The following is a 13,666-nucleotide window of genomic DNA, read 5'->3' on the forward strand; positions in this document are numbered from 1 at the left end:
GATGCGTTATCTCTTTACCCATCTCGGCGACGCCTGGCAGCTCTCGCTGATCCACGTGCGGCTGTCACTGGTCCCCATCCTCATCGGGTTGGCCATCGCGATTCCGTGTGGCGCACTGATTCACCGGCACCGGACCGCGCGGCGGATCACCACGGTGATAGCCAGCATTGTGTTCACCATCCCGTCGCTGGCTCTGTTCGTGGCGTTACCCCTCATCATTCCCACCCGGATCCTCGACGAGGCCAACGTGATGGTGGCGCTGACCCTGTACACCACCGCGCTGCTGATCCGTGCCGTGCCCGAGGCGCTCGACGCCATTGCCCCACAGGTGCGTGATGCGGCCACCGCCGTGGGATATCGGCCGTTGGCCCGCCTCGTCCGGGTTGAGCTGCCGCTATCCATACCGGTGTTGGTGGCGGGCCTGAGAGTCGTTGCCGTCACGAATATCTCGATGGTCTCGGTGGGATCGGTGATCGGTATCGGTGGCCTGGGTACCTGGTTCACTGAGGGCTACCAGGCCAACAAGAGCAGCCAGATCGTTGCCGGGATCATCGCCATCTTTCTGCTGGCCGTCGTCGTGGATTCGCTCCTGGTGGTTCTCGGCCGCGCGGCGACGCCATGGACCAGAGCAACGAAAGCCGTTGGTGCAGTGTGAACTTCCTCTCCGATGCGCTCGGCTACATATTCACCGCATCCAATTGGACGGGCCACAGCGGGCTGGGTGTGCGGATCGGTGAGCACCTGCAGTACACCGCGATCGCGGTGCTGGCCGCGGTCATCATCGCGGTGCCGATTGGTCTGATCATCGGGCACACGGGCCGTGGCACCTTTCTGGTGGTCAGCGCGGTCAATGCGCTGCGCGCACTGCCGACGCTGGGCGTGCTGCTGTTGGGTGTGCTGCTGTGGGGCCTGGGTTTGGTGCCGCCCACCGTCGCGCTACTCCTGCTCGGGGTGCCGCCGCTGCTGGCGGGAACCTATTCCGGCATCGCGAACGTGGACCGCACGGTGGTGCAGGCCGCGCGGGCCATGGGGATGACGGAACGTCAGGTGCTCTTCGGTGTCGAGTTACCCAACGCATTACCGCTGATTCTGTCGGGCTTGCGGACGGCGACCTTGCAGATCGTCGCGACGGCGACCGTGGCCGCCTATGCCAGCCTCGGCGGACTAGGCCGGTACCTCATCGACGGCATCAAGGTGCGGCAGTTCCACTTGGCATTGGTCGGCGCCCTTTTGGTGACCGCGCTGGCGCTGCTGCTGGATGCGTTCCTTGCCTTGGCGGTGTGGCTGTCAGCTCCGGGCACCGGGCGGCTGCGATGGGCTCCGCGTGATCTCGGCGGTGACTCAGGGGCGGGGGACAGCGGCGTAGAGGGGCGGGTCGAACCAGGTCGGCAGGCCGCGACACAACCGTGACGGCCCGCTGAAGGCCACCTCACCGGAGCGCAACACATCCGACCACGCGGAGTCGCCGCGCCACACTCGAGTCAGGCTGCGGAGCTGAGCCGTCACGCCGATGTTCGCGTCAAAGCCCGGGTCGGCATCGCAAAGGTCGGCGCCTTCGGGCGTGATGATGAGCCACCAGTGCCGCTTGTCGGCGGTGACGTCGCCGAAGCGGAAATGCAGCACGGTGCGGCCCTCGGGAACCGCGCTGCCGATGACGTGACGGCGCATATCCCAGAGCAGCAACTTGGGGTCTAGATCCTCGTCCCCGATCTCACCGATCCACCGGATCCCCCACTGGCTCAACATCTCGACGACGGGGCGCAGCTCACGGCCGGCGTCCGTGGGTACGTAGCGGTTGTCGTGACGTTCGGCGATCCCGGCGCGCACCAGCCGGTCCAGCCTCTTGGACAGCAGAGACGGGGACATGCGGGGCACTCCGCGCCGAATATCATTGAAATGCTCACTGCCGAGCAGTAATTCACGCACGATCAGCAGAGTCCAGCGCTCGTCGAGCAGCTCCATCGCCTTGGCGACTGGGCAGAACTGGTAATACGACGCACCCATGGATGAACGGTAGGCCGCCGACGTCACGGTGACCAGCCCCAGTACAGATCTTGTACTAGCCCAGGTGCGGCGATCTGCCTAGCGTCTATATGTATGAACACAGAAACAGCCCGAAGAGTTTCACTGTGGGCCCTGGGCAACTACGCCGCAGTGGCTTCTGAGGTGATCGCACCGCTGGGGCCGGTCCTCGTCGAGGAGTCCGGCGTCGTCCCCGGCGCCCGAGTATTGGATGTTGCGGCCGGATCCGGGAATGCGGCGATCCCCGCCGCGGGTATCGGCGCGAAGGTGGTGGCCTCCGACCTGACTCCCGAGCTGCTGGAGGTGGGGCGTGCCGTGGCGGCGCGGTCCGGTGCAGAAATCGATTGGCGGGTCGCGGACGCTCAGGCGCTCCCGTTTGGTGACGACGAGTTCGATGTCGTGATGTCCTGCGTCGGGGTGATGTTCGCTCCGCGGCATCAGGACAGCGCCGATGAACTGATCCGCGTCTGCCGGCCGGGCGGAACCATCGGTCTGATCAACTGGACACCGCAGGGATTCATCGGCCAGATGTTCGCGACCATGAAGCCGTTCGCGGCTCCCGCGGCGCCCGGTGCACAACCTCCGCCCTTGTGGGGAGACCCGGCTCATGTGCGAGCACTGCTGGCGGACAGGGTCACCGAGGTCACGGTGGAGCCGCGGACGTTGGTGGTGGACCGATTCGCCACCGCCGAGGAGTTCCGCGACTTCTTCAAGGCTTGTTACGGGCCGACGATCGCCGTCTATGCCGGTATCGCCGGTGATGCGGACAAGACCACCCAACTCGACGATGCGCTTATCGAACTGGCGCGACGGCATGATCGCGGCGACGGGCGGCTGTCGATGGACTGGGAGTACCTGCTGTACGTCGCGCACACGAGGAAGTGATTCGGAGGCGCCAAGGGCTCACGAGGGATCAATTTGCGCGGTCGCCTACGGTAGACGGGTGAGTAACCCCAGCCCGATGGACCCGGCGACTGGGCCCGCCGTGCTGACCTGGCGTGCCCACGACGCGTCGCGCATGGAATCCACCCGCGTTCAACTATCGGGTCGACGCATCCGCGCACACGGCCGTTTTGTGGCCGGTGCATCCGAGGCGCACCCCGCGTTCAGTGCCTCATACGACTTGGTGACCGACGAGACGGGATCCACCAATCGGTTGTCCCTGTCGACCACCGTGGCCGAACGGGAGCGGCAGCTGTCGATCGCCCGGGACGAAGAAGGCATGTGGACCGTGCAGAACCACGAGGGCGCGACACGCTCGGCCTTCGACGGCGCATTGGACGTCGACGTGGTGTTCAGCCCCTTCTTCAACGCGCTTCCGATCCGTCGCACCGGCCTCTACCAGCAAGAAGGCAGCACAGTGCTGCCGGTTGTGTACGTGACCCTGCCTGATCTGGTCGTCAGCCCCGCCACCATCAGCTACCGCAACGACGGTAAGGGCATCAAGGTGGTCTCTCCGGTCGCAGACACTACGGTCACCGTCGATGACGAGGGATTCCTGCTGGAATACCCCGGGCTTGCCGTCCGGATTTAGGGGACGACCCGCAGCACGCCGCCCTGCCGTCCGGCTTCGGCGAGCCGCTCGCGCCAGTCGGCGTCGGTTCGGCTGACGCCGCTGATGTCGAACCGCGTGTGCGCCTCGTAGCGTTGCCGCGCGGCGTAGCCGGCCTCCACCAGCAGCTCGACCGAATTCTCCGCGTTCAGGGTGTTCCACGTCGCCGCCAGCAGCGCCATGGCCTCCTCCAGGGCCGGCAGCACACCATGCGGATTGGATTCGCACATGGCGCGCACCAGCGACGGATCGGTGGCGGCCACCCGGGTGCCGTCCCGGAATGATCCGGCGGCCAGGGAGTACGCCAGGGGGATCCCGTCGGCGGTGACGGCCAGGGCCTCGGCGAGCAGGTGGGGCAGATGCGAGATGGCCGCCGCCGCGGCGTCGTGCTCGTCCGAGCGTGCCGGGACGACGACGGATCCGCAGTCCAGCGCCAGCCGCGTTACTTGAGCGAACACCAGCGGATCGACCTCGTCGTCGACACTGACGACCCAGGTCGCGTCGCGGAAGAGCTTGGCGTCCCCGGCGCCCCACCCTGACTCGGTGGTGCCCGCCATGGGATGGCCACCGACGAATCGTTGCGCCAGTCCGTGCTGGGACACCTTTTGTAGGACAGCTGATTTCACGCTGGTGACGTCGGTGAGCGGGCATTCGGGGGCCAGCTCCGCGATGCGCGTCAGGAGCGCGGGCAGGGCTGGGACCGGTACCGCGAGCACAATGAGGGCCTGGGCGTTGCGGGCGCGCCGCAACGCCAGATCCAGGTCGGCGGTGGCGTCGAAACCGGCCGCCCGTGCGGCGTCCGCGGCCTCCGCGGAACGGTTGTATCCCCAGACGTGCCGCCCTGCGGCGGTGGCCGCGCGGACCAGAGAGCCGCCGATGAGCCCGAGGCCAAGTACGCAGATCGGGGGGCGTTGGTGGTCGTGTTCGGCGGCGTTCATCCCATCAGGTTGGCACACGTGACCAAGTTGTTTGTGGTCACAACACGGGGTGGGGCACTACCGTATTGCCCATGGACGCACAACGTGCCAAGGCCGCAGGGCCCAGCGCCGAAAGCCTGGAGGGCTTCGGCGTGGCCGTCGTTCGTGAAGAGGGCCGCTGGCGGGTGACATCGTTGAAGGCTGGAGCGCTCACCGATTTGGCGGCAGCCGAAACCGAGCTACGCGAATTGCGCAGCGCTGGTGCCGTGTTCGGCCTGCTGGATGTGGATGAGGAGTTCTTCATCATTATCCGCCCGGCACCTGCGGGAACGCATCTGCTGCTTTCCGACGCCACGGCGGCCATCGACTACGACATCGCCGCCGAGGTGTTAGAGCGGCTGAATATTCCTGTCCCGGAGCTCGATTCCGATGAGCTGGACGAGGTCGATCCGTGGGAGGAAGGCGATCTGGGCCTGCTCTCCGATATCGGGCTGCCCGAGCCGGTACTCAGCGTGATCCTCAGTGAGACGGATCTCTATCCCGATGAGCAACTCGGGATGATCGCGGCGCGCATGGGCTTCGCCGACGAGTTCGGTGCGGTGCTCGACAAGCTAGATCGGTGACGTTTCCGGATGACGAGGCGCTGATTCGCGCGGCGCTGGTGGCCGCCGGGGAGGCTGGTGCCGACGATGTGCCGATCGGTGCGGTGATCTATGCCGCAGACGGAACAGAGCTGGCCCGCGCCGCCAATGCTCGTGAACGCCTGGGTGATCCGACGGCACATGCCGAAGTTCTCGCGTTGCGCGAGGCCGCCGCGAAGCATGGTGACGGCTGGCGGCTGGAGGGGACGACGCTGGCGGTGACCGTCGAACCGTGCACCATGTGCGCCGGGGCGTTGGTGCTTGCGCGGGTTGGCCGGGTGGTGTTCGGGGCGTGGGAACCCAAGACCGGGGCCGTGGGATCGCTGTGGGATGTGGTGCGTGACCGGCGCCAGGCCCACCGGCCTGAGGTGCGTGGCGGCGTGCTTGCCGAGGAATGCGCGGCCCTGCTGGAGAACTTCTTCGCGGCTAAAAGGTAAGTGGCCCGCCCGGCGCGCAGAGTGGTCGGGGTCGCGCGCCGGACGGGCCGATTCGGGAGGCTTACCGGTGCCAGTCGTTGCCGGGGCCGCGGTCAGGGCCGCGATCGGGTCCACGGTCAGGTCCGCGGTTGTCACCGGGGCCGGGGCCGTTGTTGCGCCAGCGGCCGTCGTCACCGCGCCAGTCGCCGGGACGGTCGCGGTCCAGGATGCCGTCGGCGTGGCATTCTCCCCAGTTCATGTTGAAGCCCCAGATCGGGTTCCAGAACTCGCCTGGGCACCAGTGGTACGTGGGCGCCGGAAGCTCTGGAGCCGGAGCGGCATTGGCGGTGGCGGCGAGGCCGAGCCCGCCGGCGGCTATGGCAGCGGAAGCGGCGATTCCAACGAGAATTTTCATAAGGAAAGCAAAGCATTCTTTGCTGGCAATCAACGTGCGCTATGCGTACAGTGAGCTGTAAATCTGCTGTCAGTCAAGATATTTCGTATGGATCTTATTTCCCACCCATTGCGTTGTGGCGGTGCAAGGCAAACAACCCCACCCACTGGAGCGAGTCCGGCGGGCGGGGTTGCTTCTCGATGAAGGTGGGCTAGGGCCTCCAGTCGCGATCGTGGCCATGCCCCCATTCGCCGCGGTCATGGTCATGCCAGTCACCACGATCGCCGCGCCAGTCGCGGTCGTGCCAGTCTCCGTCGCGGTCGCGATGCCAGTCGTCGTGGCATTCGCCGAATTCCCAGTTGAATCCCCAGATCGGATTCCAGAACTCGCCCGGGCACCAGTGGTAGTTGGGGGCGGGGAGTGCCGGTGCCGCGTCGGCCGTCGCCGCGAGGCCGAGCGTGCTCGCGGCGATGGCCGCGGATGCTGCGATTCCTACAAGAATTTTCATTGGTCAGGGCCTTCCCATCGTGATGGTGTCGATCTCCTCGTGCCGGTCTCGCTGATGGCCCGGCGGCGTCCGCCCGCCCCGAGAGGCGGATGTCGCGATGCCAACGAGAACCTGCACAAGCAAGATGGAAGGCCACTTTCCTTGGAGCCACGCCGCTGATTTCGTACAGCACGCTGGGAGTTTCCTGCCAGCCATGCGACTTCACGCATATGGATGGCGCGTTGCTAACGCCGCCGGGTGATAACGCGATATGGCGCTTTCGCTTGCGGCTGCAGCCGCGCCTGTCGCCGGTGGCCGGGTCAACCGATTGGGGGATCGGGCCGGCCTGCCTGTAGTCTCTTCGGCGGTGGCGTGTCCGAGCGGCCTAAGGAGCACGCCTCGAAAGCGTGTGACGGGTAACCCCCGTCCGAGGGTTCAAATCCCTCCGCCACCGCCATTACCCCCTGACTGTTACTGCAGTTCAGGGGGTATTTTTATGTGCGATTGCTGTCGGTCAGCGCATGTCCCAAGTGCTGCCGTAGGTGGTGACGCTGTCCCCTGCCGCGCTGATGAGCCGTGCAAAGGGGCGTAGCAGCACGCCCCCGGCAGCGCCGGTGACGGTTCCGTGCGCGTTGCTGACGGCTACGGCGCCCTTCGCGCCTTTGATAGCTACAGAAAACGTTGTGACTTCCTGTATCCCGGGACCGTTGCCGAGATCGACATTGATCCCGGCGCTGGGCAGCAAATTGGTGGTCTGTACGTAGGAGTCTTCAGCGCCGGTCTTGACGTTGGCCAGATTCGGCACGCCGCCGGTAGCGGCGGCATTGGCCAACTCCCCGGCCAGAGAGGGGCCGGCGACAAACGGATTGGGCACCCCATACAGCGCCGATACATTGGGCGTCGTGTAATTGAAATTGAGGCCAACCCCGAGTGACCACGGATAGCCCACCTGGTAGCCCAACTCCAGCGTGCCCTCAAAATCGGCGGCGCCGGGTCCGCTCACTTCGTAGGCGGCCCGCCCGGAATGAAACCACTCCCGTGTTAATCGATTGCGGTCCAACGGAAATACACCGTTGAGAAAGGTGTCCCATTGTTGAATGCGCAACGACCGGCCCTTGCCGTCAATCACGTTGAGCTCATCGTCGAGGCCGGCATGGGCTACGCCCAGTGATGGGCTCGTGGCAAGCAAAACCAACATCGCCAATACTGGCATCAACGGCTTTGGGGCCCTCCTTAGGGCAGTGAAAACCACACGCACAGTGCACTCCTTGCACATTCCCCGACCGGTTTAAACACATCGCAAGAACATGCCGCCTTTGCCACGCCGATGCCCGCGAAGCTCACCACAGCGAATTTGGGCACGCAACCGCTATCGCGCCGATGTGTGGTCCAAAATCTCGATCGGAACTCGTTGCTGTGTCACGTGGGGCCCTCTGCCTGCGATATCACTGCATGGCGTAACGGGACGGCTAGTGCGGCTTCATAGCATTCACAAAGATTGGAAGTGTCGTCTGGCATCGCCCAGTGCACAGTGGATCTGCTCGACTTGACAGAGTCGATCGGAAGCTGATGTGGGATCGTCAGTGCGGCAAGGGTATCCGCGCATTCCAAGAACTAGTCGCGCATTCCAAGAACAGTGTCACGCGAACTCGTATCAACGAGGTCCTCGGGATCAGACCCCTCCGGCACCGGCGTCGTCTGCGGCGGGTATCCGGTAGCGATTCGCCAGGCACTCTTCGAGTACGTATGCGGATCGCGCCGTGCTCTCCGACACGATGCGCATCAGCACCCTCTCGGACTGGTCGTGGACATCCACCCCATCGAGACACGTGGTGAGGGTGGTCCCGCCGTCCTCGGCAGTCAGACGGTGGCTGATGGTCCAGCAGGCGGGATTTCCCTCACGCACCGCGCCCACGAATTTAACGGCCAACAGCTCACCCGGATTCGCGGCGACGACCGTGCAATCACCCGTCCCTAGTAGTCGGGTGCCGATGATCGCGGGGTGGGTGACGCGGTACTCACAACCGACCTCGGGCCGGAACCCGTTGGTCTGTAGCGACCACAGATCAGGATCGATCATCACACGCCAGACCTGCGGCGGTGCGTAGGCGAAAGATCGCTCCAACAAGATCATTTCGGCGCCCTCACTTGGGCAGCTTAGACACCGTCAGACCTGGGGCCAGCCGAGGCCCAGTGCGATCTGCAGACCGACAGCGATCGCCATGCTGCCCAAGCAGATCCGATGGTCGCGATAGATGAGTCGGGCGAGGCGACTTTGGACCTCCGATGTGTCGGTGTTCTGCGCCAACCGTCGTGCATTGCCGAAGGTGCGCCCCGTGGCGATTCCGATGGCAGTCAAGGCAGCGGCCAACGACAGCCAGCAGGGCCCGCCAGCGGTCCGGCCCTGCGCGATCTCCACGACGATTGCCGCGACGGTCGCGAGCATTGCGACGCTGACCAGTGCACCCATAGGTGACGCGTCGGTGGTCACGCGACGGTAGTAGGCGCGGATGGAGACGAGCACTGAATCCGGTAATGCCGGCTCGCGATGGCTGCGTACCTGCACGTCGAACATCAGGTCAAACCACAGCACCGCGAGGAGAAATGCGCCACCGGCGGCGGCGATTGCGGGCAACCGTGTTCAGTCGCGGCGCAACGTGAAGAAGTACGGCTGGTCCATGTCCCGCAGGTCCATGATGCCCAGCAGTGTGTCGTCATCCACCTTGCGGAAATGGTCGATGATCGCCTTGTGGTCGTAGACCATGGCCGCGCTGACGGCGCCACGGAACTCGATATTGCGGAGCCGGGCGCGGTGCTTGTTGGTCCGGATCAGCGGCTTGAGCGCCGACAATGCGGTCGGTGACGTCCGCTTCACCATGGGAGACTCGGTCAGCCCGCTGATCCGGCCCGCGAGCCCCATCGGCGCCAGCATCGGATCGACCGCGAAGATATCGCCGCCACCATCGCTGAACAGCAGCGGATGCACATGGTCCACATCGTCGAACTGCTTGCCGTACCACCCCGACACCGTCAGGATGCCGTCCATCGAATGCCCGGTGGGCACCTCGCCGCCGTGCCAGCGCTGGCCGACCAGCTCCTCTGATCGCACGGGCTCCAGGTTGTCGAAGAAGACCAGGGCTTCCTGGGTAGTGGTGCCCTGCTCCAGCGCGTGCAGATCCGACGTCGATGTCATGCCCCGAGCCTACGACTGCGATAAGCCGCATGGGCGAAGAGCCGAAAGCCGGGAGGCCGACACGCCCAAGGCAAAATAGCCTCCGATGACTGACCAGTACTTCTCCATCGACGCCACCCTGCCGGGAACCGCGGGCCGGGCCGGGGTGATCCACACCCCGCACGGGGACATCCAAACTCCCGCCTTCATCGCCGTCGGAACCAAGGCCACCGTCAAGGCCGTCCTGCCCGAGACCATGGCCGCTCTCGGTGCTCAGGCCGTGCTCGCCAACGCCTACCACCTGTATCTGCAGCCCGGCCCCGACATCGTGGACGAGGCCGGAGGGCTCGGTGCATTCATGAACTGGCCGGGCCCTACGTTCACCGACAGCGGCGGGTTTCAGGTGCTCTCCCTCGGCTCGGGGGCACGCAAGGTGATGGCGATGGAGGTCGACCGGGCCCGCGCCGACAATCACGTCGTTGCCGGTAAGGACAAGCTTGCCCACGTCGACGATGAGGGTGTCACCTTCACGTCACACCTGGACGGGTCGACGCACCGGTTCACTCCGGAGGTGTCCATGCAGATCCAGCATCAGCTGGGTGCCGACATCATGTTCGCCTTCGACGAGCTCACCACGTTGATCAACACCCGTGATTATCAAGAGAATTCGGTACAGCGCACCCACGAGTGGGCGCAGCGGTGCCTCGACGAGCACGAGAAGCTGACGCGCGAGCGTGCCGACAAGCCCTATCAGGCGTTGTTCGGCGTGGTGCAGGGCGCACAGTACGAGGATTTGCGGCGTCAGGCCGCACGCGGATTGGAATCGCTTGTCAGCGAGGAAGGCCGGGGCTTCGATGGCTACGGGATCGGTGGCGCGCTGGAAAAACAGAACCTCGGCACCATTGTCGGATGGGTGACATCCGAACTGCCCGAACATAAACCGCGCCACCTCCTCGGGATCAGCGAGCCCGATGACCTGTTCGCGGCCGTGGCCGCCGGTGCGGACACCTTCGACTGTGTGTCCCCGTCCCGGGTCGCGCGCAATGCCGCCGTCTACACCCGCGACGGCCGGGTGAACATCACCGGATCCAGGTACCGCCGGGACTTCACCCCGATCGACGCCGAGTGCGACTGCTACACCTGCGCGCATTACACCCGGGCCTACATGCACCACCTGTTCAAGGCCAAGGAGATCCTGGCATCCACCTTGGCCACCATCCACAACGAACGATTCACCATCGGGCTGGTAGACCGCATTCGGGCCAGCATCGTGGACGGCCGCTTCGAGGAGCTGCGCGAAGAGACCCTGGGGCGCTACTACCGCTGAATCCCGACGGCCGGAGCGGCTGCGGTTCGGGCGCATCTCCAGATCCAGGCGCACACTGGACACATGCCTACTACGACTGACCCGGGCACCCTGCTACTTCAGGTGCTCGACCCGGCCAATCGTGCCAATCCATACCCGGTGTACCGCCAGCTGGTCGAGCAGACGCAGGCCGGCCCGGTGCACCCGCCGGGCATGGACGTGAGCGTGCTGGCGACCTTCGCCGACTGCAACGCCGTGCTGCGCCACCCGCACGCGTCGTCGGATCGCCGTAAGTCGAAGATCGTCCAGCGCCAGCTCGCACAGAATCCCAACCTGATCGCCAGGCCCTCGTTCTTGGGGCTGGACGCCCCCGATCACACCCGGCTGCGCAAGCTGGCTGCGAAGGCGTTCGCACCCAAGGTGATCAATGCGATGGCCGAAGACGTTCAGAACCTCGTCGATCAGCTTCTGGAAGACATCGCGCGGCGCGGCACCGTCAACCTGGTCACAGATTTCGCCTATCCGCTGCCCGTCGCGGTGATCTGCCGGATGCTGGGGGTACCGATCGAGGACGAGCCCGAATTCGGCAGGGCCTCAGCGCTGCTGGGTCAAGGGCTGGATCCGGTTTTCGCATTGACCGGTCAGGCGCCCGCCAACATGAACGAACGATTCCAGGCGGCCCATTGGATGTGGGACTACTTCGCCAATCTCATAGCGGCCCGCCGTCGCAACCTCGGAGATGATCTGCTGTCGGCCCTGATCCAGGTCGAGGAGGCCGGTGACCAGCTCACCGAGGAAGAGATTATCTCCACCTGCACGCTGCTGCTCATCGCCGGACACGAGACCACCGTCAACCTCATCGCCAACGCGTCGCTCGCTATGCTGCAGACTCCGCATCAGTGGAAACTGTTGGGACAGAACGCTGATCGTGCGGCGGCGGTCATCGAGGAGACACTGCGCTATGACCCGCCCGTGCATATGGTGGCCCGGGTCGCCGACGGTGATATGGCGGTTGGTGGCTTCACCTTCCCCAGCGGTGAGTGGGTGCTGTTGATGCTTGCTGCCGCGCAACGTGATCCGGAGATCGGCCCGGATCTGGACGTCTTCGATCCGGATCGCGCCGAGATCAAACACTTGGCCTTCGGGCACGGACCACATTTCTGCCTGGGCGCTCCGCTGGCGCGGTTGGAGGCCAAGCTGGCGTTGAGCTCGATCACCGCACGGTTCCCCGATGTGAGGTTGACCGGTGAGCCCAGCTACAAGCCGAACGTCACGCTGCGCGGACTGGCCGACCTTCCGGTACGCATCACCTAGTGGGCAACAGACCTGGCTAGACGTTCCTCGACGCGGTCCTGCACCACCGACATCGCCATGCAGACGATCCAGTAGTAAACGCCGGCGGTGACGTAGAGCGTGAAGAACTGGAAGGTGGGGGCCGCGGCAACCTGTGCCGTGCGCATCACGTCGGTCACCAGGATTGCCGATGCTAGCGAGGTGTCCTTCACCAGGGAGATCAGCGTGTTGGACAGTGGGGGCACCGCGACCCGACTGGCCTGCGGAATGACGATGCGCCACAACGTGGTGCGGTAACTCATGCCCAGACTTGAGGCGGCCTCCCATTGCCCGCGGGGGATGCTCAGGATGGACGACCGGATGATCTCGGCGGCGTAGCCGCCCACGTTGAGACTGAAGGCGATGACCGCGGCGGGAAACGGACTGATCTTCACCCCGAATTCGGGCAGCGCGAAGAAGATCAGAAACAGCTGAAGCAGCAGCGGGGTACCCCGGATGATCGAGATGTAGATGCGGGCAAGACCGGAGAGCACCCGACGATCGGACATGCGGGCCAGCGCCACCCCGAGGGCGATGACCAGCCCGATCGTAAAGCTGATGACGGTCAGCGGAAGGGTAACCGTGAGCATGGCGCGCGCCATCGGCCACAGGTTGTCCAGCACCAGTTGAGTGTTTGATCTGCCCTGTGCAGCTTCGATTTTGGTTGTCCCGCTTACGTTGGCCTTGAGGTACTTCTCGGAGATGCGGGTCAGTGTGCCGTCGGCGGATAACTGCTCCAGTGCCTTGTTCAACTCGGGCAGTAGACCGCTGTTCTTACGGGCGGCGAACCCCTGCTCGCTGCGTTCACCGGTGCTCCCGGCGATCTTCACCGCGGGGTCACCGGTGCTCGCCAGGTAGGCGTAGACCGCGATGCTGTCGTTGACCACGACATCGACCCGGCCCTGGCTCAACAGAGTGATGGATTGGGTGAAGCCCTCGACCGCCTCGACCCGGGCGCCGGCGTCGCGGGCGATCTGGGACCAGTTGCTCGTGGCATTCTCGGCCGCCACCTTGCCGCGGATATCGGCGAGGCTGTGAATGGTGTTGTCGTTGGCCCGGGTGACGATCACGCCCTCGCCGACCGCATACGGCGTGGACAGGTCGTACTTGGCCCGACGTTCCGGGGTGATGGTCACCTGATTGGCCACCACGTCGAACCGCTCGGCGTCCAACCCGGCGAAGATCGCGTCCCACGGGATCTCGACGAACTCCACGGGTCGGCCAAGTTTCTCGCCGACGGCGCGGGCGACATCCACGTCGTATCCGGTCAGCTCCCCGGTGCGCTCATCGTGAAAACTGAATGGCGCGTAGACGCCCTCGGTGCCCACCCGCAGCGATTCTTGTGCTTGGCCCCCACACCCGGCTACTGCCAGCAGTGTTAGAAGTGCGAGCGCGAGGGCACGAAACACCGCGGGAGGCTAACACAG

At 65.0% G+C, this 13,666-nt stretch carries 17 protein-coding genes and 1 tRNA gene; 9 read left to right on the plus strand and 9 right to left on the minus strand.

Annotated elements, in window-relative coordinates:
- Position 1 precedes the first annotated feature (1 nt).
- Together AOT87_RS18880 and AOT87_RS18885 are read left to right on the plus strand one after the other, a co-directional pair.
- Positions 2 to 655, plus strand: coding sequence for an ABC transporter permease (locus AOT87_RS18880; protein WP_057967406.1), 654 nt, complete (start codon positions 2 to 4; stop codon positions 653 to 655).
- Positions 652 to 1,410 (plus strand): ABC transporter permease subunit, encoded by a 759-nt coding sequence (locus tag AOT87_RS18885; RefSeq protein ID WP_057967400.1) that lies wholly within the window; start codon positions 652 to 654, stop codon positions 1,408 to 1,410. The genes AOT87_RS18880 and AOT87_RS18885 overlap by 4 nt, the downstream gene beginning before the upstream one ends.
- Here AOT87_RS18885 and AOT87_RS18890 read toward each other — a convergent pair.
- Positions 1,342 to 2,004 carry a helix-turn-helix domain-containing protein gene (locus AOT87_RS18890; protein ID WP_030096053.1) on the minus strand — a complete coding sequence of 221 codons (663 nt, stop codon included), beginning with the start codon at positions 2,002 to 2,004 and terminating at the stop codon, positions 1,342 to 1,344. The two genes, AOT87_RS18885 and AOT87_RS18890, sit on opposite strands and share 69 nt — an antisense overlap.
- Before the next feature lie 93 nt (positions 2,005 to 2,097).
- On the opposite strand from AOT87_RS18890, the gene AOT87_RS18895 reads away from it, so the two are divergent.
- Both AOT87_RS18895 and AOT87_RS18900 read left to right on the plus strand, forming a co-directional pair.
- Positions 2,098 to 2,907: a class I SAM-dependent methyltransferase gene (locus AOT87_RS18895; protein WP_057967399.1), complete on the plus strand. Its 810-nt coding sequence runs from the start codon at positions 2,098 to 2,100 to the stop codon at positions 2,905 to 2,907.
- 100 nt (positions 2,908 to 3,007) lie between these two features.
- Positions 3,008 to 3,556 (plus strand): putative glycolipid-binding domain-containing protein, encoded by a 549-nt coding sequence (locus AOT87_RS18900; RefSeq protein ID WP_030096051.1) that lies wholly within the window; start codon positions 3,008 to 3,010, stop codon positions 3,554 to 3,556.
- Here the strand turns inward: AOT87_RS18900 and AOT87_RS18905 are convergent.
- On the minus strand, positions 3,553 to 4,512 hold the full coding sequence (locus tag AOT87_RS18905) for a prephenate dehydrogenase (RefSeq protein WP_057967398.1): 960 nt from the start codon (positions 4,510 to 4,512) through the stop codon (positions 3,553 to 3,555). The genes AOT87_RS18900 and AOT87_RS18905 overlap by 4 nt on opposite strands.
- A gap of 71 nt (positions 4,513 to 4,583) precedes the next feature.
- Between AOT87_RS18905 and AOT87_RS18910 the strand changes: the two genes are divergently transcribed.
- Both AOT87_RS18910 and AOT87_RS18915 read left to right on the plus strand, forming a co-directional pair.
- Positions 4,584 to 5,114: a tRNA adenosine deaminase-associated protein gene (locus AOT87_RS18910; RefSeq protein WP_057967397.1), complete on the plus strand. Its 531-nt coding sequence runs from the start codon at positions 4,584 to 4,586 to the stop codon at positions 5,112 to 5,114.
- Positions 5,111 to 5,569, plus strand: coding sequence for a nucleoside deaminase (locus tag AOT87_RS18915; RefSeq protein ID WP_057967396.1), 459 nt, complete (start codon positions 5,111 to 5,113; stop codon positions 5,567 to 5,569). Before AOT87_RS18910 ends, AOT87_RS18915 begins: the two co-directional genes overlap by 4 nt.
- Positions 5,570 to 5,630: 61 nt before the next feature.
- Here AOT87_RS18915 and AOT87_RS18920 read toward each other — a convergent pair whose 3' ends face one another.
- Both AOT87_RS18920 and AOT87_RS18925 read right to left on the minus strand, forming a co-directional pair.
- On the minus strand, positions 5,631 to 5,963 hold the full coding sequence (locus AOT87_RS18920) for a hypothetical protein (protein ID WP_030096047.1): 333 nt from the start codon (positions 5,961 to 5,963) through the stop codon (positions 5,631 to 5,633).
- Positions 5,964 to 6,153: 190 nt separating this feature from the next.
- Complete coding sequence (locus AOT87_RS18925) at positions 6,154 to 6,450, minus strand: hypothetical protein (RefSeq protein ID WP_057966627.1); 297 nt, start codon at positions 6,448 to 6,450, stop codon at positions 6,154 to 6,156.
- 345 nt (positions 6,451 to 6,795) lie between these two features.
- On the opposite strand from AOT87_RS18925, the gene AOT87_RS18930 reads away from it, so the two are divergent.
- Positions 6,796 to 6,886: transfer RNA gene (locus AOT87_RS18930), tRNA-Ser, on the plus strand.
- A 57-nt stretch (positions 6,887 to 6,943) separates the two neighbouring features.
- Here the strand turns inward: AOT87_RS18930 and AOT87_RS18935 are convergent.
- The 4 genes from AOT87_RS18935 to AOT87_RS18950 form a co-directional block, all read right to left on the minus strand.
- On the minus strand, positions 6,944 to 7,642 hold the full coding sequence (locus tag AOT87_RS18935) for an MspA family porin (protein WP_109398606.1): 699 nt from the start codon (positions 7,640 to 7,642) through the stop codon (positions 6,944 to 6,946).
- 459 nt (positions 7,643 to 8,101) lie between these two features.
- Positions 8,102 to 8,563, minus strand: a complete 462-nt coding sequence (locus tag AOT87_RS29400; RefSeq protein WP_234795793.1) for an SRPBCC domain-containing protein — start codon at positions 8,561 to 8,563, stop codon at positions 8,102 to 8,104.
- A gap of 33 nt (positions 8,564 to 8,596) precedes the next feature.
- Positions 8,597 to 9,064 carry a hypothetical protein gene (locus AOT87_RS18945; RefSeq protein WP_057969754.1) on the minus strand — a complete coding sequence of 156 codons (468 nt, stop codon included), beginning with the start codon at positions 9,062 to 9,064 and terminating at the stop codon, positions 8,597 to 8,599.
- A gap of 6 nt (positions 9,065 to 9,070) precedes the next feature.
- The gene (locus tag AOT87_RS18950) at positions 9,071 to 9,622 is read right to left on the minus strand and encodes a DUF4334 domain-containing protein (protein ID WP_030096045.1); all 552 of its coding nucleotides are present in this window, start codon (positions 9,620 to 9,622) and stop codon (positions 9,071 to 9,073) included.
- An 85-nt stretch (positions 9,623 to 9,707) separates the two neighbouring features.
- Here AOT87_RS18950 and tgt point away from each other — a divergent pair, with 85 nt between their 5' ends.
- A complete protein-coding gene (gene tgt / locus AOT87_RS18955) occupies positions 9,708 to 10,928 on the plus strand; it encodes a tRNA guanosine(34) transglycosylase Tgt (protein ID WP_057967030.1) in 1,221 nt (406 codons plus the stop codon).
- 63 nt (positions 10,929 to 10,991) lie between these two features.
- Complete coding sequence (locus AOT87_RS18960) at positions 10,992 to 12,221, plus strand: cytochrome P450 (RefSeq protein WP_057967029.1); 1,230 nt, start codon at positions 10,992 to 10,994, stop codon at positions 12,219 to 12,221.
- On the opposite strand, the gene AOT87_RS27955 is transcribed toward AOT87_RS18960, so the two are convergent.
- Positions 12,218 to 13,648 carry an ABC transporter permease subunit gene (locus tag AOT87_RS27955; RefSeq protein ID WP_081343481.1) on the minus strand — a complete coding sequence of 477 codons (1,431 nt, stop codon included), beginning with the start codon at positions 13,646 to 13,648 and terminating at the stop codon, positions 12,218 to 12,220. The two genes, AOT87_RS18960 and AOT87_RS27955, sit on opposite strands and share 4 nt — an antisense overlap.
- Between the last annotated feature and the right edge of the window lie 18 nt (positions 13,649 to 13,666).

The organism is Mycobacteroides sp. H003 (genome assembly GCF_001440135.1).
Taxonomy (GTDB): domain Bacteria; phylum Actinomycetota; class Actinomycetes; order Mycobacteriales; family Mycobacteriaceae; genus Mycobacterium; species Mycobacterium gwanakae.

Bases quoted from the DNA above. Each gene is read 5' to 3' on its own strand.
- AOT87_RS18880 (WP_057967406.1), top strand. From the start codon at position 2: ATGCGTTATCTCTTTACCCATCTCGGCGACGCCTGGCAGCTCTCGCTG.
- AOT87_RS18890 (WP_030096053.1), bottom strand. From the start codon at position 2,004: ATGGGTGCGTCGTATTACCAGTTCTGCCCAGTCGCCAAGGCGATGGAG.
- AOT87_RS18895 (WP_057967399.1), top strand. From the start codon at position 2,098: ATGAACACAGAAACAGCCCGAAGAGTTTCACTGTGGGCCCTGGGCAAC.
- AOT87_RS18905 (WP_057967398.1), bottom strand. From the start codon at position 4,512: ATGAACGCCGCCGAACACGACCACCAACGCCCCCCGATCTGCGTACTT.
- AOT87_RS18910 (WP_057967397.1), top strand. From the start codon at position 4,584: ATGGACGCACAACGTGCCAAGGCCGCAGGGCCCAGCGCCGAAAGCCTG.
- AOT87_RS18920 (WP_030096047.1), bottom strand. From the start codon at position 5,963: ATGAAAATTCTCGTTGGAATCGCCGCTTCCGCTGCCATAGCCGCCGGC.
- AOT87_RS18925 (WP_057966627.1), bottom strand. From the start codon at position 6,450: ATGAAAATTCTTGTAGGAATCGCAGCATCCGCGGCCATCGCCGCGAGC.
- AOT87_RS18935 (WP_109398606.1), bottom strand. From the start codon at position 7,642: ATGCCAGTATTGGCGATGTTGGTTTTGCTTGCCACGAGCCCATCACTG.
- AOT87_RS29400 (WP_234795793.1), bottom strand. From the start codon at position 8,563: ATGATCTTGTTGGAGCGATCTTTCGCCTACGCACCGCCGCAGGTCTGG.
- AOT87_RS18950 (WP_030096045.1), bottom strand. From the start codon at position 9,622: ATGACATCGACGTCGGATCTGCACGCGCTGGAGCAGGGCACCACTACC.
- tgt (WP_057967030.1), top strand. From the start codon at position 9,708: ATGACTGACCAGTACTTCTCCATCGACGCCACCCTGCCGGGAACCGCG.
- AOT87_RS18960 (WP_057967029.1), top strand. From the start codon at position 10,992: ATGCCTACTACGACTGACCCGGGCACCCTGCTACTTCAGGTGCTCGAC.